The organism is Parashewanella hymeniacidonis (assembly GCF_016900895.1).
Lineage (GTDB): Bacteria > Pseudomonadota > Gammaproteobacteria > Enterobacterales > Shewanellaceae > Parashewanella > Parashewanella hymeniacidonis.
Genome location: NZ_JAFEUN010000003.1, coordinates 65,457 through 85,142 on the forward strand (window position 1 = coordinate 65,457; position 19,686 = coordinate 85,142).

General features: G+C 38.3%; 21 protein-coding genes. 3 read left to right on the forward strand and 18 right to left on the reverse strand.

What is annotated here, in order from left to right:
- Positions 1 to 5 precede the first annotated feature (5 nt).
- The 10 genes from JQC92_RS01290 to nudF all read right to left on the reverse strand — a co-directional run bounded on the left by JQC92_RS01290 (position 6) and on the right by nudF (position 11,617).
- Entirely contained in the window at positions 6 to 1,991 is a 1,986-nt protein-coding gene (locus JQC92_RS01290) for a type I-F CRISPR-associated protein Csy2 (RefSeq protein WP_204997942.1), read from the reverse strand.
- A 2-nt stretch (positions 1,992 to 1,993) separates the two neighbouring features.
- Complete coding sequence (locus JQC92_RS01295) at positions 1,994 to 3,178, reverse strand: TniQ family protein (protein ID WP_204997943.1); 1,185 nt, start codon at positions 3,176 to 3,178, stop codon at positions 1,994 to 1,996.
- A gap of 92 nt (positions 3,179 to 3,270) precedes the next feature.
- Positions 3,271 to 4,305, reverse strand: coding sequence for a TniB family NTP-binding protein (locus tag JQC92_RS01300; protein ID WP_204997944.1), 1,035 nt, complete (start codon positions 4,303 to 4,305; stop codon positions 3,271 to 3,273).
- A 19-nt stretch (positions 4,306 to 4,324) separates the two neighbouring features.
- Positions 4,325 to 6,358 carry a Mu transposase C-terminal domain-containing protein gene (locus JQC92_RS01305; RefSeq protein ID WP_204997945.1) on the reverse strand — a complete coding sequence of 678 codons (2,034 nt, stop codon included), beginning with the start codon at positions 6,356 to 6,358 and terminating at the stop codon, positions 4,325 to 4,327.
- A complete protein-coding gene (locus tag JQC92_RS01310) occupies positions 6,342 to 6,962 on the reverse strand; it encodes a TnsA endonuclease N-terminal domain-containing protein (RefSeq protein ID WP_204997946.1) in 621 nt (206 codons plus the stop codon). The genes JQC92_RS01305 and JQC92_RS01310 overlap by 17 nt, the downstream gene beginning before the upstream one ends.
- Positions 6,963 to 7,150: 188 nt before the next feature.
- Positions 7,151 to 9,034 carry a DNA topoisomerase IV subunit B gene (gene parE / locus JQC92_RS01315; RefSeq protein ID WP_204997947.1) on the reverse strand — a complete coding sequence of 628 codons (1,884 nt, stop codon included), beginning with the start codon at positions 9,032 to 9,034 and terminating at the stop codon, positions 7,151 to 7,153.
- 67 nt (positions 9,035 to 9,101) lie between these two features.
- Positions 9,102 to 9,680: a YqiA/YcfP family alpha/beta fold hydrolase gene (locus JQC92_RS01320; RefSeq protein ID WP_204997948.1), complete on the reverse strand. Its 579-nt coding sequence runs from the start codon at positions 9,678 to 9,680 to the stop codon at positions 9,102 to 9,104.
- Between the two features lie 42 nt (positions 9,681 to 9,722).
- Positions 9,723 to 10,565: a 3',5'-cyclic-AMP phosphodiesterase gene (gene cpdA, locus JQC92_RS01325; RefSeq protein ID WP_338049477.1), complete on the reverse strand. Its 843-nt coding sequence runs from the start codon at positions 10,563 to 10,565 to the stop codon at positions 9,723 to 9,725.
- Between the two features lie 21 nt (positions 10,566 to 10,586).
- Positions 10,587 to 11,012: a DUF1249 domain-containing protein gene (locus JQC92_RS01330; RefSeq protein ID WP_204997949.1), complete on the reverse strand. Its 426-nt coding sequence runs from the start codon at positions 11,010 to 11,012 to the stop codon at positions 10,587 to 10,589.
- Positions 11,012 to 11,617 carry an ADP-ribose diphosphatase gene (gene nudF, locus JQC92_RS01335; protein WP_204997950.1) on the reverse strand — a complete coding sequence of 202 codons (606 nt, stop codon included), beginning with the start codon at positions 11,615 to 11,617 and terminating at the stop codon, positions 11,012 to 11,014. Before nudF ends, JQC92_RS01330 begins: the two co-directional genes overlap by 1 nt.
- Before the next feature lie 310 nt (positions 11,618 to 11,927).
- Between nudF and tolC the strand changes: the two genes are divergently transcribed.
- On the forward strand, positions 11,928 to 13,238 hold the full coding sequence (gene tolC, locus JQC92_RS01340; RefSeq protein WP_204997951.1) for an outer membrane channel protein TolC: 1,311 nt from the start codon (positions 11,928 to 11,930) through the stop codon (positions 13,236 to 13,238).
- A gap of 68 nt (positions 13,239 to 13,306) precedes the next feature.
- Here the strand turns inward: tolC and JQC92_RS01345 are convergent, their stop codons facing one another.
- From JQC92_RS01345 to JQC92_RS01355, 3 genes are read right to left on the reverse strand one after another with little or no spacing between them, the layout of a single operon-like run.
- Positions 13,307 to 14,008 carry a TIGR04219 family outer membrane beta-barrel protein gene (locus JQC92_RS01345; RefSeq protein ID WP_204997952.1) on the reverse strand — a complete coding sequence of 234 codons (702 nt, stop codon included), beginning with the start codon at positions 14,006 to 14,008 and terminating at the stop codon, positions 13,307 to 13,309.
- 2 nt (positions 14,009 to 14,010) lie between these two features.
- Positions 14,011 to 14,997 carry a DUF2333 family protein gene (locus tag JQC92_RS01350; RefSeq protein WP_204997953.1) on the reverse strand — a complete coding sequence of 329 codons (987 nt, stop codon included), beginning with the start codon at positions 14,995 to 14,997 and terminating at the stop codon, positions 14,011 to 14,013.
- 8 nt (positions 14,998 to 15,005) lie between these two features.
- Positions 15,006 to 15,482: a copper chaperone PCu(A)C gene (locus JQC92_RS01355; protein WP_204997954.1), complete on the reverse strand. Its 477-nt coding sequence runs from the start codon at positions 15,480 to 15,482 to the stop codon at positions 15,006 to 15,008.
- Positions 15,483 to 15,517: 35 nt separating this feature from the next.
- On the opposite strand from JQC92_RS01355, the gene JQC92_RS01360 reads away from it, so the two are divergent.
- On the forward strand, positions 15,518 to 16,255 hold the full coding sequence (locus JQC92_RS01360; RefSeq protein WP_204997955.1) for an enoyl-CoA hydratase-related protein: 738 nt from the start codon (positions 15,518 to 15,520) through the stop codon (positions 16,253 to 16,255).
- Between the two features lies 1 nt (position 16,256).
- On the opposite strand, the gene JQC92_RS01365 is transcribed toward JQC92_RS01360, so the two are convergent.
- The 4 genes from JQC92_RS01365 to dusA all read right to left on the reverse strand — a co-directional run bounded on the left by JQC92_RS01365 (position 16,257) and on the right by dusA (position 18,453).
- Positions 16,257 to 16,637 (reverse strand): hypothetical protein, encoded by a 381-nt coding sequence (locus JQC92_RS01365; protein ID WP_204997956.1) that lies wholly within the window; start codon positions 16,635 to 16,637, stop codon positions 16,257 to 16,259.
- A gap of 10 nt (positions 16,638 to 16,647) precedes the next feature.
- Entirely contained in the window at positions 16,648 to 16,839 is a 192-nt protein-coding gene (locus JQC92_RS01370) for a PspC domain-containing protein (RefSeq protein ID WP_204997957.1), read from the reverse strand.
- A 113-nt stretch (positions 16,840 to 16,952) separates the two neighbouring features.
- Positions 16,953 to 17,267, reverse strand: coding sequence for a hypothetical protein (locus tag JQC92_RS01375; protein ID WP_204997958.1), 315 nt, complete (start codon positions 17,265 to 17,267; stop codon positions 16,953 to 16,955).
- A 202-nt stretch (positions 17,268 to 17,469) separates the two neighbouring features.
- Positions 17,470 to 18,453 (reverse strand): tRNA dihydrouridine(20/20a) synthase DusA, encoded by a 984-nt coding sequence (gene dusA / locus JQC92_RS01380; RefSeq protein WP_204997959.1) that lies wholly within the window; start codon positions 18,451 to 18,453, stop codon positions 17,470 to 17,472.
- Between the two features lie 140 nt (positions 18,454 to 18,593).
- Here dusA and JQC92_RS01385 point away from each other — a divergent pair, with 140 nt between their 5' ends.
- On the forward strand, positions 18,594 to 18,776 hold the full coding sequence (locus tag JQC92_RS01385) for a hypothetical protein (protein WP_204997960.1): 183 nt from the start codon (positions 18,594 to 18,596) through the stop codon (positions 18,774 to 18,776).
- Positions 18,777 to 18,805: 29 nt separating this feature from the next.
- Here JQC92_RS01385 and JQC92_RS01390 read toward each other — a convergent pair whose 3' ends face one another.
- The gene (locus JQC92_RS01390) at positions 18,806 to 19,573 is read right to left on the reverse strand and encodes a nucleotidyl transferase AbiEii/AbiGii toxin family protein (RefSeq protein WP_204997961.1); all 768 of its coding nucleotides are present in this window, start codon (positions 19,571 to 19,573) and stop codon (positions 18,806 to 18,808) included.
- Positions 19,574 to 19,686 lie beyond the last annotated feature (113 nt).

A 19,686-nucleotide genomic window follows, 5' to 3' on the forward strand; every position in this document is an offset into this window, starting at 1 on the left:
TATTCCTATGTATTATTCATAATCAGTGAAGTATCTGATACTTCAAAGCTCCAAAACGCATCGCTTAAAAAGCTTTCAATCCCTTCATAGCAAACATCAACTTGATTCACACAGCGTATGAGCCCTAAAACTGACTCAGCAAAGCAATGCTTCGAACATATGGCTCCTTTTCTAGACTTTGGTTTTTCTAAAAAGGCATAACCGATATGAGCTGGCTTTAATGAAAAATTATCTTTTAGTAAGACTGACATTTCATCTAAGTTTTTAGGCTTTAATGTTGTAGGGTATAACCAACACCCTGCATGAGGTAAAGTTTCGATTGATTTATATAGCTTTTCTGAATCTGCCGTTAAGATATAATTTTTATCTGTAATTCCCTCACCAAAATCAATTTCACCCCCCATAATTCGATCTGGAACGGCATTAAGAAAAGGTTCATTATTATCCAATATATGCGGACTGTCTTTAACCACTTTGAGCTTTATCACCAAATCAAATTTCATTGTGCTTTTGGATAGATCAATAAGGGCAGGCCTTTGAGGAGTGTATTTGCCATTAACTTTTACAATGCGATCAAATTCAGGTAGTGAAGTTTCTGAAGCCAATTCATATGAATGCACAAAGAGTGCAACTTCATAAGGTTGAGCCTCCTGACCGAGACATTCATTTAAGTTCATCTCAAATTCTTGAGTAAAGCCAGCCAATGCGATTATGGAAGGCATTCCCCACAAGTATTGGTTACTCATCGTATTTACACCTTCTGCAACCAACCCCTTAAGATGTAGATAAATAACAGGGCTAGCATCTTTAGCTATAGGCTTCTCAGGATGTTTAACCACATATTGAATTTGTGACTTTAAGACTTTTAGTAGTTTAGGGTGATAAGCAAAAACTTCTGTTTTTTGAGATTGACTTAACTGGCTATGTAAAAGGTTACTGAGTTCACTGATAAACTGATTTATATCATCAGATTTTTTATCGCGAATGAACTTAAAAATCCACAGGTGAAGTAATCTTCTAATGCACATGATAGCACTAATACGTGCAAGCCTTTTCAATCGTAAGGTTGAATAAGGGCGAGTAAATACAAACTCTCTCAAAGCATTTATAAACTTAGTTGACTGAAAATATTTGAAATAAAGAACGCTATCGTTTGCCAGGTTAATAGGCTCGGATGATTTTACATTCCTTGTATTAGGGTAATAGCTTAGAACCTTGAACCGTCCTCCTAATCGAGTCATAAAACTACCAGCATTTGTCATTCGAGGATGACTAATTGTTCTACATTTAAATGCATTAGAACAGCATAGCTTTTGAAGCTGTGAGCTTAATGCATGACTGATAACAGGTGTTACTGCAATAAATTCGTTTTTATGTTTGAACCTCAGTTGAATAGTTTTACATACCTTTTCAGGCATGGTTGGAGAGAGAGATTTGTTGAGGTGGTGTTTGAGCTCTTCAAGTGATTCTTCTGGTAGACCTAGTTTTATTAGATTGTTTAACCACAACGGTTCATTTTGGCAAATCAACTCAGCAAGGAAAGTAACTTTTTTCTTCCAGACAAATTCTGTGATAAGGGGTAAAACCTTAGACACACAATTTCCATTATTTGCATATCCAAAACTAACGCAATTGATAACACTACTACTGCAAATACCTTGAACGTTACGCTCAATAACTGATGCTCTAATAACTTGATCTTTAATTCGAATATCTGGAAATTTAGCATTGTGAGTATGAAAAAATTTCGATTCAGAAACAGCTTTTGAAAAAAGCTCTTCATCCTTTATAAAATTTGATGCTAATGTTGAGTCTAGTAGATCAACAGTACGGCTTGTTGAGTACCCCAAGTTTAATAGTATTACGCAAAATTGCTGTTCATAACCATCTACTGATAATGGTTCATTACTTGGTCTAAGGCGCTCCCTTATTTCCCTATTTCGTTCATTTTTATTATTAATTGATAGCAAACTTGATAGTTCTATCAACATACTCACCACACCGTTGTTAATCGGTTGAAGTCATGCCCTCGAACACCTTGAGATTGCATTAGCTCAACAACTTGCCGTAAGAAAAATACAGGTATGTGTGACTCAAGATATTGCTCAGTTTTAATATTGACGGCAATATCTAAATATCCTTGCTCAACAAGTAAATAAACCTGTTCAGTTGTGGTTCTCATTAATAATGATGCTTCTATCAAAGTGAGTAGCGAATCCGCAATGTTAGCGTGTTGATTTTCTGATGCTGGATAGCGGTCTACAAGCTCAATAAAGTAATCTGCTATCACATTTATTACAGCGTTCTTATAGCGAACTGGTGATGCACATTTTGCAATTGATAACTGCTCTTTCCAAATATCATTTACAGCTATTTTATTGAAAGGTTGAGATTGGATTATTTGAGCTTTCCTTTCAAAGCCTTGTAGCTCTGATAAATAGTTTTGCGGCCACGCTTTGAAGTAAGATCCCAGCTTTAATATGAAATCATGAGCATCAAGTGCAACACCTTTATGTTTAGAAAACCAAAGACACTTGCCAAAATCAGCTAAGGATTCACTTTCATTTTCAACTGCCACAGCTGTTTCATTCTTATTAACCGAAGCGTCTGCCAGTCTGAACCCGCAAGTACAACTATCAATCAATTCATTTTTGATATAGTTCAATTCAGCATCGCATTGAGGGCAGTGATGAATCAAATCAACTTGATGCAAATGACAATATGAAACTGTCTTTAAATGCCAATCAAACCGAATACAAGACGACTGCTTCAAACATTCAGGACAAACAGGAATAGTACAAGAATCATCTCTTAATATGAGTTTGGGAAATAACACGCCATTACGAGATAAAGTTCTAGATGCCCCAAACCGTAAGTTTGTTCTAAGTATGGATATGTCGAGTAAAGAGCGTTTTTCTATATTAGCAAGCTGTTCGATAAGTTTTAAAGCCCGAACTCGAAATACGCTAGAGTTTTTGGCTTTATATAAGTTAACTCTTGAAAGTGAAGGTGGTAGTGCACCAGATAATCGTCGCTTACTGATTTCTCTACTAAACAGTTCTTTTAAGCTATTTTGAAATAAAGAAAATTTTGTAAAGCCATTAGCATTTGCGAGTCTTAAAAGATAACTCTCAAGGGTTTCATCTTCGAAAATATTAGTGCGAATGAGGAACTTCATAAGCGAAAGGGTAACCTGATCACTAGAGGAGTAGTGAGACGCTACTCACAAAAACGCTTGGTATCGTGAACTGAAATTTAGCAAATTAGGTGCTATTTCTTTTTCGAAAGAATATCGTTCAGTTTCAAGTCTGAAAATTTTACTTTTGCATAAACAGCATCGATAACTCTCTGTTGTTTGTTTTTTGCACTTGCATTCCACCTTGAACTCGTTTTTTGCTGATATGCTCTAATATCTTTAATGGAATCTATTAAAAAAGGATTTTTATATTTAAAATTTGAGTTTTCATCAATGGCTTCTATAAAGTTTTCTTCCGTTACAACCTCTTGAGAGTTCGTAATAGCAATTTCACAGGCAGGTATGATGGTTCCTTCCAATAATTCTGATAAATTACCATTTGAAGCTGCAAACAATCTGAAAGCCATCTCAACTTCCCATAGAGTTGTATAAATTTTAACTGGTAACCGTTCTTCAATTTTTTGAAGAAACATTTGAAATTCGTCAAATGTCTTAAGAGTATAGTTTTTCAATTCGTAGTGATATCTCACTCGCCTTCTTAACTGTGCATTAACGTCGATTACAGGCTGGGCCCATGGGACTCCCACTAGCACAATTGGAATTCGACTTTCATTAATTAAAATTTTAAACCATTCACCAATTTCTTGAATAACGTTTCTATTTGTAGTTTCTATAGCATGTTGAACTTCATCAACAATAATTAATTCGGTTTTCGTTTCCTTTAGAAGATGAATTAACCTTTCAGTAAGCTCTCTAACATCCCCCTTTAGTCCTTTTAAAGGATCACCTAACTTATACAGTAACTGGGATACAACTGGTTTAGGGTGCTTAGCTTTAGGTAGCTCACAATATAAGACTGGAACAATTGTTTTTTCTCCAAAGTCATCGCTTATGTCATATCTCGGATAACTATCAACATATTGCTTAATAAAATATGTCTTACCGACACCCGCCTCCCCAGTAAGCAACATGCATTTAGGCATAACCTCATAGTTATTGATCTTGCTAAACTCTCGAATTATCTTCATTGCATCCAAGATTTTTTTTAACTGCATTGTTGCCACAAAAAAACTCAAACTCCTAATGGCCTCTTCTTTCGATTGCTTCATGTCCAAAGTTCCTCACCTCTTAGAAGTCTAGCTTGTCAGGTAATGTGTTGTCTTTTCCATCATAAATTTCAAGTTCCTCTGTTGGAATTTCAGCTTCAGAGTTGTGTTGGGATTCATTACAATCAGAAATAGACTGAGGTTCACTACAAAATGTAGTTGGGATATCCACAACAGATGAACGAACACTTTGATCCTTTTGTTGACCTATATCGAAAAATCTAGATATTTTTTGATTTGAAAATGTCTTCTTTGAACTAGTCGAATTTAAATAGTCAGAAATAAGTTCAATAATTTTCATTTTCGCACATGCTAGGGCTTCAGGATCATACTTGTTATTAAGCTTATTTTTATTAAATGTCTTTATTACTTGGTGCTGGTGCAAACTTAAACCATTAGCGTATTTTTGGTCTTTTGCAGGAACTTTAAAATACCTTTTATCTAGAGGATCTCGCTCGTCTAACACGTAAATATAACCTAAGTCCTCTCTATTAAATTTGAGTTGAACATTAGTAAACCCAATTTCAGATCTAAGTTTTACTAATTCATCACTGTCATACCAAATATGATTTAAAACTATTCCATTAGAACTATTCATTCTTGAGCTTACTTCTGAAAGTACAATATCTAACGAATTCTCATTCATAATCCGTCTTGGCACTGAATCAAGATCTTCAATCCAGCTCTCTCTTGGAATAATGGTTCTCTTAGAAGTAAAATCCGGCTGATACAAATCCACAATCCAAATATGAAATATGTATAAAAATAGATCCATTGTAATAATCGCATTCTTTTCTGGATTATAAAGATTTGTATCAACGATGTTTGGAAAAACTTTACCCTTCATATCCTGTAATAATTTCTCATTCAGGCTTTTAAAAAATGATTCGACTGAGCCTTTATACCACGGGTGTTTACCAGGATTTCTTTCTATTCGGATATTTAAATCATGACAAGCATCTATTAAGGCAATACTCTCAAAATCCTTCCCCCTATCGACAGCTAAAACTTTTGGAATACCGTAACACTCCCAAGCATTTTGAACTTCTGGGTAACGTTCTTTTATATACCCTTTAGGCAGAATAGAATGCCTTAGCACTCTTGCAATACTGAGATAACTAGGTTTTTCGAAACCAATATAAAACCCGAGAATTGAATCAGACTTATAATCCAGTAATACAGTGATATATGGCCGTCCCAATACCATGGATAATTTACTATCCACAATAAATAAATCTATTGATGTATGATCAACTTCGACTCTCTGAAGAATAAAGGTAATATCTTGAGAGAGTTGATTTAATTTGAATAATTTATTTGCTTCTGCTTTGCCAAGTCTTGCGGCAATTATTTCTTTCTTTGCATACTTTTCTAATCGTTTTATAAATGCTGTTAACGTCGGAACTTTCATTTTTTTTGATATAGGGATAACTCTATTATCAAAATGAATCAGAGTGGCGAGGTGATCATACGCTTTAGCTACAGATGGTTGCTCAGGAGCTTTGAAGTATTCAATCGCTTTTTCGATGTAAGGCTCATAAATTGATTCCAGTTTTGCGTCTCTGTTTCCTTTAGCATGATTTCTAGGCAATAAAGCTCGGATACTACAATTGGACTGTTGATAATTATCCAACCAATACCGCACGGCCCTCACACTTGGCTTTTTAGATATTTCTTTAAATGAGTTTTCTTGATATATTTTTTCAACGATCGGCGAGAGCCGTTTAGCACTTAATGACTTTAAGTTTTGCCCTAAAATTTCAGAAACAAAAACATACCGCTCTCTAGCCTTTTGCTTTAATTCTTCAGGGTAACTCGCAAAATCAATTACATTAGTGTCAAGAAGCTCTCTTTCTCGTGTATTTTTTGGGTGAATAATGGCCACACCTGATACAACCAGCTCATCAAGTTCTCTAACTTTTCTTTCCGATTGCACTCCAGAAAGACTGTCTCTTAACTTAATTAGCTTTGGACTAACTGAAAGGATTTCAAATTGGTTCTTAGCACAATCATTATCAATAACTAGAAAGTCACCAACTTTATAAGTAGCACTCATAACTCTCACCACTATGCTTGACTAAGGTCTGTTTTGATAAAAGCTCTTTATTAATAGGAGCGAGAAGCTTTCCGTCAAAAATCAGCCTATAAACTTGCTCAAACTCCAAGTCTGAGCCATCTGCTGTCAATAAATCTGAAATAGTGATAGAGCCGTAGCGATCGAGGGTTTTGATAACTCGTAGTATAAACTCACTATCAAGGTTTATATTTTTCGCAGCCCAGAGCAAAAGAAGGTTTTCATATAAAGGTTTCCGTCTTATTTCATCTTCAGTTAGAACCTGAAATTCAAAGCCTTTTGACTCCAAAGTCATTTCGATTGCCGCATTCCGCTCATCAAAATCATCTATACGTTCAATGTCTTTATTGAACTTAACCTCAATATAACGGATTGTGCCATCTCTATAATTAACAAGGAAATCTGCTGTATATTCATGCAGCTCATTTTTGTATCGGAAAAATATTTTGGGAGGTTGAGGCTGATAGCTTAAAACGTTTTTATCAAACTCCAGATGATAGCAAAGATCGGCCTCAAGAGAGCTTTCTTGATAACTAATTTGATCTAGTGATTTATCAGCAGGGAATACGTTTATACTTTTAGACATCAGTTTACTGATGTCTCTTCGACTTGAATTACCACTCACTTGCGCTGCTCCAGTCTAGTTGTAACAGCGCAAGAATCCACCTTACTAAATGTTAAGGCAAGTTAACTTTTGTTAATATGCAAACTTATGGTGTAAGAATATGCAAACTTATGGTGCACTAATGCAAACTTATGGTGGAATCAGCAATTTTAAAAATCGGCCAAATCCCCTTTAGTCTCCAGCCACGTTTTGCGGTCGCCAGAGCGTTTTTTGGCAAGCAGCATATCCATCAGAGCTAATGTTTCTTCAGCATCATCAATGGTTAGCTGTACCAAACGACGAGTATTTGGATCCATGGTAGTTTCACGTAACTGCAGCGGGTTCATCTCACCCAATCCTTTAAATCGCGTTACTTGTACTTTACCTTTCTTATTTTCTGCCGCGATTCGATCAAGAATACCTTGTTTCTCACCTTCATCGAGTGCATAAAAGACTTCTTTACCGATATCGACTCTAAACAGTGGTGGCATCGCAATATAAACATGGCCTTTTTCAACAAGGACTTTGTAGTGCTTTAAGAAAAGTGCACATAAAAGCGTGGCGATGTGCAGACCATCGGAGTCCGCATCGGCAAGGATACAAATTTTGCCGTAGCGTAATTCACTGATGTTATCATTGTCGGGGTCACAACCAATGGCGACCGAAATATCATGTACTTCTTGCGATGCTAATACCTGTGAAGCATCTACTTCCCAAGTATTTAGGATCTTACCACGTAATGGCATGATGGCCTGAAACTCACGATCACGCGCCTGTTTGGCACTGCCTCCCGCCGAGTCCCCTTCCACTAGAAATAACTCGCCTCTCATCGGCTCTTGTGAACTGCAATCCGTCAACTTGCCCGGTAATGCGGGGCCTTGAGTCACCCGTTTGCGCGCTACTTTTTTAGCCGCTTTCAAACGCTTTTGTGCATTATTGATGCACATTTCCGCTAAAGACTCAGCGTACTCAGTATTTGAATTCAACCAAAGAGAGAACGCATCTCTCACAATCCCAGAGACAAAAGCTGCACTTTGACGGCTCGACAGTTTTTCTTTGGTTTGTCCTGCAAATTGCGGATCTTGCATTTTTATCGACAGTACATATGAACTGCGATCCCAGATGTCTTCTGGTGAAAGTTTAACGCCTCTTGGCGTTAGGTTACGGAACTCACAAAACTCACGCATGGACTCTAATAGTCCTTGCCTAAACCCGTTGACGTGAGTGCCTCCCAGTGGTGTAGGAATTAAGTTCACATAACTTTCGTTAATGCATTCACCGCCTTCTGGCAGCCATGTAATGGCCCAGTCTGCGGCTTCTAATTTAGAGCTTAAACTGCCAACAAAAGGTTGTTCAGGTAGCATGATTGAGTCTTTGACTGACTCTTTAAGATAGTCTTCTAAGCCCGCCTCATAGTGCCACTCTTGCGTTTCATTGGTCTGTTTATTAACAAACTTGATTTTTAACCCAGGACATAGAACGGCTTTAGCTCGAAGTAGGTAAACCAATTTTGAAACAGAGAAATTTGCAGAATCAAAATAGCTCGCATCAGGCCAAAAATGCACTCGTGTACCGGTATTACGGCGACCACACGTGCCAACTTCTTGTAGTTCTTCGACCTTGTCGCCATTTTCAAAAGCAATTTGATAAACTTTGGCATCTCGTCTTACTGAGATTTCTACACGCTTAGATAAAGCATTTACAACGGAGATACCTACACCGTGCAAACCGCCAGAAAATTGGTAATTATCATTCGAAAACTTACCACCAGCATGAAGTTTGGTTAGGATTAATTCTACTCCTGAAATCCCTTCTTCAGGATGGATGTCTACTGGCATACCACGGCCATCATCCGTCACTTCTAAGCTGTTGTCGGTATGCAAAATAATATCAATTTTTGTAGCATGCCCAGCTAACGCCTCATCGACACTGTTATCAATGACTTCTTGACCCAAGTGGTTTGGTCTTATGGTATCCGTATACATGCCCGGTCTTCTTTGAACCGGTTCAAGTCCGTTTAGAACCTCAATGGCATCTGATGTGTATTGATTCATTGTCATTTCTTATTTTGGGTCAATCGAAAATCTAGTCGTAAAACTAGCCATGTTGCGTTTCTGTGTGTCAATTTGTCAACTCTAAAAAATGACATATTTGCGGTAACTTTTCATCATAGCCCACAAAACTGTGGTTGCCACCCGCTTCTATGGTCATTTTACAGCAATGGTATTTATTTACAGCTTCTTGATAAACTAATACTTCATCGCCAGTTTGCAGTAATACATAAAAACGATCTGGATTACAGATCGCAGGAGTATCGTAATCTTTGAGCCACACCTGATGCTCTTGAGTAACTTCAAAGCCTTGTTCAGTATAAGGATTAAATTGTGGGCCCAGTAATTCTTCCATTAATTCGTATGGTTTAACAGCTGGATTGATTAACACAGCCTTACCACCGTATTTTTCTGCCAAATACGAAGCAAAATATCCACCTAAAGATGAACCCAAAAATCTGAGTTTTTCGCCTTTTCCTAATGCACGTTCAACAATGCTACACAGTAATTCTATCGCTTTTGCCGGACAGTTAGGTAATTGAGGCTGATAAAAAGGAAGGCTTGGAAAATGTTTCTCAATATAAGTTCGAGTTAACACGCCTTTGTCTGACAGTGGAGAGCTATTAAATCCATGAATGTAGAGCAGCATATATCCTCACGCTGCGGCTAAGCACAGCGTGAATTTCTGTACTTAATATCCGCTAACTTCATTTTCAGGTGAAAAACGATCGCCTTGAACACGATAAACAGTAGAGTAAATGCTACCATCAGCTTTCAGTTCCAGCAAACGATAACCTGGCTGCAAGCCATCTAAAGCAAAATGATTAGACCTTGGCGTAAACTGGATACATGTCGAAGGTGAAGCTAACATCCTGATCGGGTGGTGTTGACCTTCAAAAGTACGATCGAACTCTTGATGAATATGCCCCCACAATAATCCTTTTACCTGAGAATACTGACTCACTCGTTGTAAAAATTCATCACCGTTTTGCAGCCAATGCTGATCCAGCCACTTACAGTCAACTTTTACTGGATTATGGTGCATGGCGATTAATACATGTTTTTCTGGGTGCTGATGAATTGCACGTTCAATAAAAGCAAACTCACTGTCTTCAATGTAACCGGATGGCTTTTTAGGTATGGTTGAGTTCAGTAGTAGAATTTGCCAGTTATCGAAGATAATTTGGTTTTCCGACGCCATAGGAGCAGATGCTGCAAGTTGAGTCTGCATCATTTGCCATTCATCATGATTTCCAGGTGAAAAATGACAGGGTGCCTGTAACCCAGAAATAGATTGAATGAAGTTCTGATATGACTGAGGTGTATAGTCTTGACTGATATCACCTGTAGCCAGTAATGCATCCGTTTGATGCGAGTTTTTTGCAATTAGCGCTACGACTGCGTTTAGGCTGTCATTGGTATTGACGCCCAATAGCTCACCTGTAGGCTCGCCAAATAAATGAGTATCTGTTATCTGCACTATGCAAACATGATTTTCACTTTTTGTAGGGTAGTGAATCTTTGCCTGTCGCACGATTTCGTTCCAGAGTTTAGTTTATACGATCACTTTATCGTGATTGCCTATTTTTAATAGCTCTTCCAAAAATGCATTTATTTGATATTTTTCATTACGCTGATACATTTGTGGATTAGGATAATCATACACTGGATATAGTTGATAAATCTGTTGACTGCTTAACACTTCTGCTAATTGAGCATCATGATAAACTCGGACTAACATCTTAGGTTGATTAATAAAATCATCGCTTAAAACAGGTCTTCGAATTTCAATAAGTTGTGTATATTGTGTGTTTTCTATCAACGAAATATCTAAGTGTCCAACTTGCCCAGTTACCTGCCATTGACTCCCAGCTAATACATCTTGCGGCAACCACAATTGAATTTTGTGATAGTTTCTTCCACACAAAGCCAGAAATTCACTGACATTGGGCTGATATCGCTTATTTTTTTTTACTGACATCAAATTACAGGTTTTATTTTGTGATGGTTTAATTGTAGCCATTGTAACCCAATGACAGTCGAAGCATTGTCGATTTGTCCCTGCTCGAGCATCTCAAAAACACGTTCTCTCGCCATAACATGCACTTTTATATCTTCATGTTCTTGCTCGAGTCCATGAATCCCTTTAGCTTTAGTTGCATCGACTTCTGCCCAATAAAAATAAAAGCGCTCTGATGTGCCACCAGGACTGGCCAAAATGCTTTGAATTTGAGTAATATTTTTGGCATCCAACCCTGCTTCTTCCATGAGTTCTGCTTTAGCCACTTCATCAGAGCTTCGGTTTTTATCAATCATTCCTGCCACAAGTTCAAACAACCATGGTGATTCACTGGATCGCAGTGCAGGGAAACGAATTTGCTCAATCAACACTACTTGATCTGTGACTGGATCATAAGGAAGAACAACTACGGCATCACCACGTTCAAAAACTTCTCTTTCAATGGGTTCACTCCACCCTCCAGCGAATAATTTGTGCCTGAATGTATACTTGATGACTTTAAAAAAGCCTTGGAAAACGGTTTGCTGTTTTAACAGCTCGACATCGGATTGAGAAAAACGCTTCATAACCTGTTTGGTCCAAAAATATGGAACGATAGATTTCAAATTTACTTTCAGCATATCACACAGTTGCAAAATAAAATCTGTTACACTTCCGAGTTGACTGTTAGAGGTTTGATTCTTAATATCGAACCACCTACTCAAGTATTGTGAGTAAAAAGCTGTATCGGGAAGCGTCGGGAAGCGCAAACCGCAATATTTTCAAGGTTCACTTTGCTGTAATCCCAATGCTTCATTGGCGTATTATTTTGAAAATATGCATATTTCGAAGTTAATTAGTTTTCTATTGAAAACTCGGTGTCTAAAAGGACCGCACATGAAATTTAAAATGAAATCTGTTTGTGCCGCACTAGCGTTAGCCGTTTCTTCCACGGCCGCATATGCAGACGATTTACTACAAATTTATCAGCAAGCACTAACCAACGACCCGGTTGTTTTGCAAGCAAAAGCACAACGTGACAAGTTGTATGCTGCCATTGAGCAAAGTCGCTCCGGCTTAATGCCGACCATAAGTGGTAATGTGTCTTACAGTAAAACTCATGATAATAATGCCAATAACCCTTCTGGTTATACCGCAGGTGTGTCATTAACTCAGTCTCTTTATGATCACAGCGTCTGGGTTGGCTTAAGCTTATCTGAAAAAGTCGCTTCACAAGCGGATTCTTCTTACGCTGGTGCACTACAAGAGTTGATGATTCGTGTGACTTCAGCTTATTTTGATGTATTAACAGCTAAAGATAATTATGAGTTTGTTAAAGCAGAAAAGCGTGCTATCGATCGTCAGCTTGAACAAACAAAACAGCGTTTTGCCGTTGGTCTGACCGCAATTACAGATGTACATGAAGCACAAGCTCAATATGATTTAGCGTCAGCCTCTGAAATTCAAGCTCAAAACACGCTGGACAACAGTTACGAAGCACTTCGAGAAATCACTGGTATCGATCACTTAAATATCGACCCATTAGATACTAAGCGTTTCACAGCGGTGACTCCTGCGCCTCAATCTTCAAATGATTGGTTGAAGATCGCAGAGAATAAAAATATCGCCTTAATGGGTGATAAGTTGGGTAAAGATATTGCTAAAGAAACGATTGATGCTCAAGAAGCAGGGCACCTTCCGACACTTTCTTTAAACGCTGGTTACAACTCAAACTTTGATCAAAAACTCAGCGGTATCGATTCACAGCCTGCGGATCGTGATACCACCAATGTTGGTGTGAGGTTAAGTGTTCCCATCTTCCAAGGGTTTGCTGTCAGCTCCCAAGTTAAGCAAGCACAGTATGATTACGTTTCTGCGAGCCAAAAGCTTGAGCAAACTTATCGTGGTGTAGTGAAAAGCGTACGTAACAATTTTAATAACGTAAAAGCCTCAATCAGTTCGATCAAAGCTTATGAGCAGTCGGTACTTTCTTCTGAAAGTGCATTAAAGGCAACTCAGGCTGGGTTCGAAGTTGGTACTCGTACCATTGTTGACGTATTAAACCGTACTCGTGATTTATATAACTCTAAGCGTCAGTTGTCTGATGCGCGTTATAGCTACATCCAGTCAGTGTTAGCACTAAAACAAGCTGCTGGTACGTTAACTGAAGATGACATTATTGGTATCAATAATGGCTTAATGAAATAAGTCCTCTTCTTTACAGATATAAAAAAAACCGCTTTAAGCGGTTTTTTTATGTCTGCTTTACAATGGATTTAGAAATCTAATTCAACACCGACAAAGTAACCATCAGCTTTGGTATTGGCATTGATGCCTGAAAACTTATTCACATCAAAAGTAAAATCGCGGTAACCAGCACGAAGATTGACATCGAAAGCGGCAAGGTCGAACTTATAGCCTAGCCCCGCTGAATAATCGTAAACATCACGCTCATTAATGCCAACATTCACATCGACAAAACCGTATAAATCAAAACCAGGTAAACTTAACTCTGCATTAGCGTGTCCCATAAAGATACCACTATCGATGTCTTTCGTACCTGACAAGTTTCCAGTTTTATAATCCAACTCACCGTTCATCAAGCGATATGCAGCACCCGCATCCAAAGACAAAATATCGTTATCCAGCAATTCATAATACAACACCAAATCGGCATGGCTTAGGTTGTAACCTTGGCGTCCAGTTTGAGCACCAACGGTATAACTTCCAGAAGTATCAACTTGACTTGCTCTAAGCATAACATTTGGAATAAACGGTAACGGATGCTCTAGCGCAACCCAAATTCTGCCTTGTGTTTTAGCGTCAAAGTTACCGGAAGTTGAGCTTGTACTATTTGCAGCAACGGAACCTTGAGTATCCACTCGCCATACGTCAACACCAACTTTACCACCTAAAATCGTATCGGCATTTGCCGCACCGGACACTAACAGTGCTAAAGGTAAAATTATTTTTTTCATCGTTATCCTTGAGATAGTAAGTTGTTTAAATCAATAACTGCCGCATTGGCTCTGGAAATATAATTCGCCATCACTAAGGAATGATTGGCTAAAATGCCAAAGCCACTGCCGTTTAAAATCATAGGACTGTATACAGTCTGCTGTGTTGCTTCTAATTCACGAATAATTTGCTGAACGCTCGTTCTTGCATTCTTTTTTTCGAGCACATCAGCAAAGTCCACTTCAATTGCACGCATAAAATTCAGTAATGCCCATGAACTACCGCGCGCTTCATAAAACACATTATCAATGTCTAACCATGGTGTTTTGAAACGTCTAACCGGTGCAACTTCAGTGGATTGCTTCGCTGCCGAATCGCCTGCCAAATCGGTATTCACTCGCTCAGTTTCTACACTCGCAGACAACCGTTGAGATAAGCCACCTAAGCGTTTTTGAACTTCCTTAAGCCATTCATTTAAGTTATCCGCACGGGCATAAAATTGAGCGTTAACGTTTGAAGGATCACTGATCCTTAATCGATAGAACTCAAGCAACTTCACGGCTTCCTGATACTCATTCTCAGCTCTTGGGATCAGCCAACTCGTATGATCAATATTGAACTTTGCTTGGGCCTCGCTTAAGTCTTTATCCTCAAGCGACTGAGATTGAGAGCGACTGAAATCTTTCCTCATGGCTCTGGCTAAGTCACGAACTTGCTCTAAAGCACCAAATTCAAAAGAATGCATATTATCAAGAAACACGCCCGGTGGTAGCGTATCATTCGATGTCCAACCACCTGGCTTATTAAGCAATACTTCCACAGTATTGATTAACGCACTGGTCGTCGAATACCCAATAATCGGTTTACCATTGGCTTGTACTTTGGCTTCGGGTGCAATTGGATCAGGATCCACACTCCACCACATTCCTAAACTGGTTAACACCACAAAAATAACACCTACTGCAATGCCAACATACTTGTTCGCACGTGCACTCCAAGTAAAATTCATTACGACTCCTAATGATGATGGTGATGATGATCCATCTCTTGTTTCACTTTTTCTACGGGTAACTTAATGATCTTTTTCGTCCCATCAGAAAAATACAACGTTAAAGGTACCATCTGTCCAACTTTAAGCGGTTGCTTTAATCCCATCACCATAATGTGATTTCCTGAAGAGGTTAATACTAACTGACTGTGTGCTTTCAAATTATAACTTGGCACTTGGCGCATTTTTACAACGCCATTCTCTTCGATTAAAGTATGTAATTGTGCTTCTTTAGCAACCGGAGTTTCAGCTTTAATAAGCTTTACGTTTGCACCTTCGTTTTTAAGCGTAAAATACGCAGCCGTATTCGGCACCGTTGGAGGAAGCGCTCTTACATGTCCTGAGACTAACGAAATTTGAGCGGCAAAGGTGTGTAAACTAAAACCAGAGATGATTAACAATGAGATTGAAATTTTCATTATTTTTTTCAATGTCCTAAACTCCATATACTTAAGTATTCCCTATTTTGAGGAACCCGATTATGAGTGCTCTTTTGGTCAATGATGCAAACGGCGTTAGAACCCTATGTTTTAATAAACCTGATAAGCTCAATGCCATCAATCTTGATATGTATAAACAGCTAACAGAATACCTTATTCAAGGTGAGAGCGACAATGACATTCGAGCATTTCTGATCAAAGGTTCCGGCGAGCACTTTACTTCCGGAAATGATATTGCTGATTTTCTCAAAGGGGGTGATTTACACAATAACCATCCCGCAGTTCGATTTCTTTATTGCTTACTCGAAATTAAAAAGCCATTAATCGCTTCAGTATCCGGAACTGCTGTTGGCATAGGTGCAACCATATTACTGCATTGTGATTTAGCTTATGCTGAACCTAACGCTAAGTTTCAGTTTCCATTTTTAAACTTGGGACTGATCCCTGAAGCTGGCTCAACAATGTTATTGCCTGAATTAGTTGGTCATCAAAAAGCGTCTGAGCTTTTTTTACTTGCCGAACAGTTCAGTGCAAAAGAAGCATTAGGCTATGGGTTAATCAACAAGATTATCGATACGCCAAACCTTCATGAATATTCTGAAAAGAAAGCTATTCAAATTGCGAGCCACCCCATTAAAGCAGTAAGAGAAACATTACGATTGATGCGCCCAAATAAGCACAAAATACAACATCAAATGCATCAAGAATTAGAGGTTTTCAGTGAATGTTTAAAAAGCGAAGAAACTCAGCAACGGTTTAGTCATTTTTTTAAAAAATAAATTAGCGGGCTTTGAGAAAGAATGTAAGTAAACAGCAAAGCAAAATAAGAGTGATGGCGCAGCCAAAAAAGCTTAACGTGTTTAATGCGAGAAGCGCCATTGCTGTCGAGAAAACAGCCAAGACCACTTGTAAAATGTTTAAGTTAAAAATCACATAATAGATCACAGCCAATGCTAGGCTTGAAAGTCCAAACATAACCCAAGGCGACATACCGAATAAAGCCACAGACTCTAACACTGAGTTAAAGTGCTCTAGAGCTTCAACATCAATGACTTGAAAATGCTCAACGGGTACCAGTAACCAACCAAATGCTGCGACAAAAGCGACCAGTCCTCCAAAACTTCCAAGCGCACTGATAAGGTTTGATTGCATGAATCTCATCGTCAATTCCTTATCCATTCTTATAAACGAACTGCGCCAGCACTAAATAAACGATTGCCGTAGTCAAAGGCGCAAATACTAAACACAAACCCCACACAATCCGTGTACCTAATGTTGACCAATCAAACTGCTTGGCCATTGATGATGCAACACCACAAATCAGTTTTGATGATTTTTTGACTTCATATTCCCATCGATGCATGGTTTACTCCCAATTCGAAACTTTTGTTAATACCAGTAAAACTAAAGCGCACAACCCAAAACTAATCACCGGTAACATTAGAACTCCTGCAATACTGTTTGCTAAGAATTCCATTATTCGATATCCGAGTTATTTTGATCTTCTTGCTTGTCATTGTTGTTAGCAACTTCAGCTTTATCTTGGTTTTCAGTAACGTCTGCTTTTATTGATAATTCATGCATCATTTCAGCAAGTTGTGCTTCAAAACTTAACATCACTTCTTTTTTAGCAACTTCAATTAGCTTAGCCGTTTGAACTGCCATTGTTCTTTCCAGTGAAGTAACAATATCAGTATTAACATCACTTGCTTGAGCGCTCATACTCATGCCAGAGATCAAAATTGTTGAACCAACAAAACCAAGTGTGTTTTTCGAAATTTGCTTAAACATAATGTTTTCCTTGTTAAAAAATATCCAAATGACAATTTAGATATAACAAGGGGCGTGCCAAGTTTCAAAGAGAACATTAAGAGATTGATATATATGAATTAAATTCAATTAAACGTAGAGGGTGACAGTGATTTAGTTTAGGAGTAAAAACAAGATTGGTGAAAATAACCACTACATTTAGCTATTTTCACCATTGATACAATTAAGAGTCGATAAACGATAAAGCTTGAGTAATAACTTCGATACCCGCCTCTTTTTTATGAGCATTTTCGCTCAAATGACGACGCCAGCCTCGAGAGCCTGGAATCCCCTGGAACAAACCAATAATATGACGAGTAACATGATTTAAGCGTCCACCTTGTTTCAGGTGTTGCTCAATATAAGGCAGCATCATCTCTGCAACCTGATGGCGAGTTAAATTACGAGGCTCCATTCCGCATAGCTGCGCATCAACCTCACTAACAATAAAGGGATTACTGTAAGCTTCTCGCCCAACCATTACGCCATCTAAGTGCTGTAAATGACTTTGCATCTCCTCGATGGTCTTGATACCGCCGTTAATACTGATATGTAAATCGGAATAATCTTTTTTTAGCTGATACACCTTCGGATAATCCAATGGTGGGATCTCACGATTCTCTTTTGGGCTTAAACCAGATAACCAAGCTTTTCGCGCATGAATAATGAATTCGTCACACCCTTTATCTTTGACCACATCGATAAATTGGGTAAGAAATTCATAACTGTCTTGATCATCAATACCAATCCGTGTTTTAACTGTCACAGGAATATCAACGACTTGTTTCATCGCATCAACGCATTCTGCAACAAGCTCAGGTTCAGCCATTAAGCAGGCGCCAAAACGACCATTCTGAACTCTATCCGATGGGCAACCCACATTAAGGTTTATTTCATCATATCCACGCTCTGCTGCAATTTGAGCGCACTTTGCTAAATCAATGGAATTGGAGCCACCTAGCTGCAAAGCTAGCGGGTGTTCTTCTTCATTGTAAGCGAGATAATCACCTTTACCATGCAGGATAGCTCCAGTCGTCACCATTTCGGTATAAAGCAAAGCTTGCTTTGACATCAAGCGTGCAAAGTAACGATAGTGCCTGTCCGTCCAGTCCAGCATAGGCGCACAACTAAATACCCTATTGATTGGTTTAATTGAAGTTTTTGACATGTAAGTAGTTTTCTTTGATTTGTTAAATCAATTTTCATCAGATATTTTGTGATATTCTCGCATATTTCTATATATATTGGGTATCGGCTTCCCTCACAGCTACCCACATTTTTTGGATAATTTAGCCTTGGAGGTCAAACTTGACTAAATCAAAACAAAATGTAAACAAACAGACAAAATTCAAACCTAAGTTACAGAATTTTAAAATAAGCTTGTCTTATGAAGGTTTGACGCTGAATGATGACGCTAATGATCTGTCAATTGAAGAGTTGAAAAAATTATATCTAGCAAAAGCTCCTGATGACTATCTGCCTCAAAAGTAAATATTTTGAATTATTGAACAGGTCGCATTTTAGCCATCCATTCTTAACTTGATAATCTCAACGATTTCAGCTGCACTTTCATAATCGACCTGCATTGTTCGGCTGATATCCAGAATGAATTTGTCCATTTGTTCTTCATTGGAGAACAGCTTTGTATTGAGCGTCTTTATAGTTTTTATTGCTGCGATATTCTTAGCATCATCAGCTAACTTCATTGTTCCTGCAAGGTGCTCATGATAATTTTGAGCTTCCATATAACCTTCATCATATAGTGCATCAAGAATTTCAGGGATCTTGGAGTAATGTTTTGTCAGGTAGAATACATCTGAGGCATCCTTCTTACGAATGCTATCTTCACGCTCCAACCACGAATTCAGTTTAAGCAATAGCATTCCAGCAGGAGATGCCACATTAAGCTGTAGATTTAATGATTCAGAAATCGTAACTTGCAAGGCATTAGTCATAGCCTCTTCAAAACCAACTACACTCATCTCGATAACATTTTCTGGAGGCCAAGCGATTGACTGCCGCTCATCACTGACGGCGCCGAATGGAATAATATCAATCTCCCATGGTAAACCGTCTGAATCAATGATATTAAGCTGATGCACTTGTTTTTTAGCACTCGTAAATCCATTTTCAATCAAAGATGATTTTAATTGTTCAAACTGACTCCAATCTTTTACTTGAATGCCAAAATCTATATCCCTTGTACCTCGTTCTATAGAGGCATCAAAGCCATGTACCAACACAATATCCCTTGCTGTAGCACCAACAACTAAAAATGGAAGGCTCATATCGGGTTCAAGACTGCTAGGTAACCAATAGTTGAATGAGTGGCTCAAGCAGCCCTTTACCTCGTAGGCCAGCATTGTGTACAAACTCAAAAAAACCAAGATAAAGAGGGAGT

Bases quoted from the DNA above. Each gene is read 5' to 3' on its own strand.
- JQC92_RS01365 (WP_204997956.1), bottom strand. From the start codon at position 16,637: ATGAGATTCATGCAATCAAACCTTATCAGTGCGCTTGGAAGTTTTGGA.
- dusA (WP_204997959.1), bottom strand. From the start codon at position 18,453: ATGTCAAAAACTTCAATTAAACCAATCAATAGGGTATTTAGTTGTGCG.
- JQC92_RS01320 (WP_204997948.1), bottom strand. From the start codon at position 9,680: ATGCTGCTCTACATTCATGGATTTAATAGCTCTCCACTGTCAGACAAA.
- JQC92_RS01360 (WP_204997955.1), top strand. From the start codon at position 15,518: ATGAGTGCTCTTTTGGTCAATGATGCAAACGGCGTTAGAACCCTATGT.
- JQC92_RS01345 (WP_204997952.1), bottom strand. From the start codon at position 14,008: ATGAAAAAAATAATTTTACCTTTAGCACTGTTAGTGTCCGGTGCGGCA.
- JQC92_RS01390 (WP_204997961.1), bottom strand. From the start codon at position 19,573: ATGAGCCTTCCATTTTTAGTTGTTGGTGCTACAGCAAGGGATATTGTG.
- JQC92_RS01370 (WP_204997957.1), bottom strand. From the start codon at position 16,839: ATGCATCGATGGGAATATGAAGTCAAAAAATCATCAAAACTGATTTGT.
- JQC92_RS01375 (WP_204997958.1), bottom strand. From the start codon at position 17,267: ATGTTTAAGCAAATTTCGAAAAACACACTTGGTTTTGTTGGTTCAACA.
- JQC92_RS01290 (WP_204997942.1), bottom strand. From the start codon at position 1,991: ATGTTGATAGAACTATCAAGTTTGCTATCAATTAATAATAAAAATGAA.
- nudF (WP_204997950.1), bottom strand. From the start codon at position 11,617: ATGAAGCGTTTTTCTCAATCCGATGTCGAGCTGTTAAAACAGCAAACC.
- JQC92_RS01355 (WP_204997954.1), bottom strand. From the start codon at position 15,482: ATGGAGTTTAGGACATTGAAAAAAATAATGAAAATTTCAATCTCATTG.
- JQC92_RS01295 (WP_204997943.1), bottom strand. From the start codon at position 3,178: ATGAAGTTCCTCATTCGCACTAATATTTTCGAAGATGAAACCCTTGAG.
- JQC92_RS01300 (WP_204997944.1), bottom strand. From the start codon at position 4,305: ATGAAGCAATCGAAAGAAGAGGCCATTAGGAGTTTGAGTTTTTTTGTG.
- JQC92_RS01305 (WP_204997945.1), bottom strand. From the start codon at position 6,358: ATGAGTGCTACTTATAAAGTTGGTGACTTTCTAGTTATTGATAATGAT.
- tolC (WP_204997951.1), top strand. From the start codon at position 11,928: ATGAAATTTAAAATGAAATCTGTTTGTGCCGCACTAGCGTTAGCCGTT.
- JQC92_RS01350 (WP_204997953.1), bottom strand. From the start codon at position 14,997: ATGAATTTTACTTGGAGTGCACGTGCGAACAAGTATGTTGGCATTGCA.
- JQC92_RS01310 (WP_204997946.1), bottom strand. From the start codon at position 6,962: ATGTCTAAAAGTATAAACGTATTCCCTGCTGATAAATCACTAGATCAA.
- parE (WP_204997947.1), bottom strand. From the start codon at position 9,034: ATGAATCAATACACATCAGATGCCATTGAGGTTCTAAACGGACTTGAA.
- JQC92_RS01330 (WP_204997949.1), bottom strand. From the start codon at position 11,012: ATGTCAGTAAAAAAAAATAAGCGATATCAGCCCAATGTCAGTGAATTT.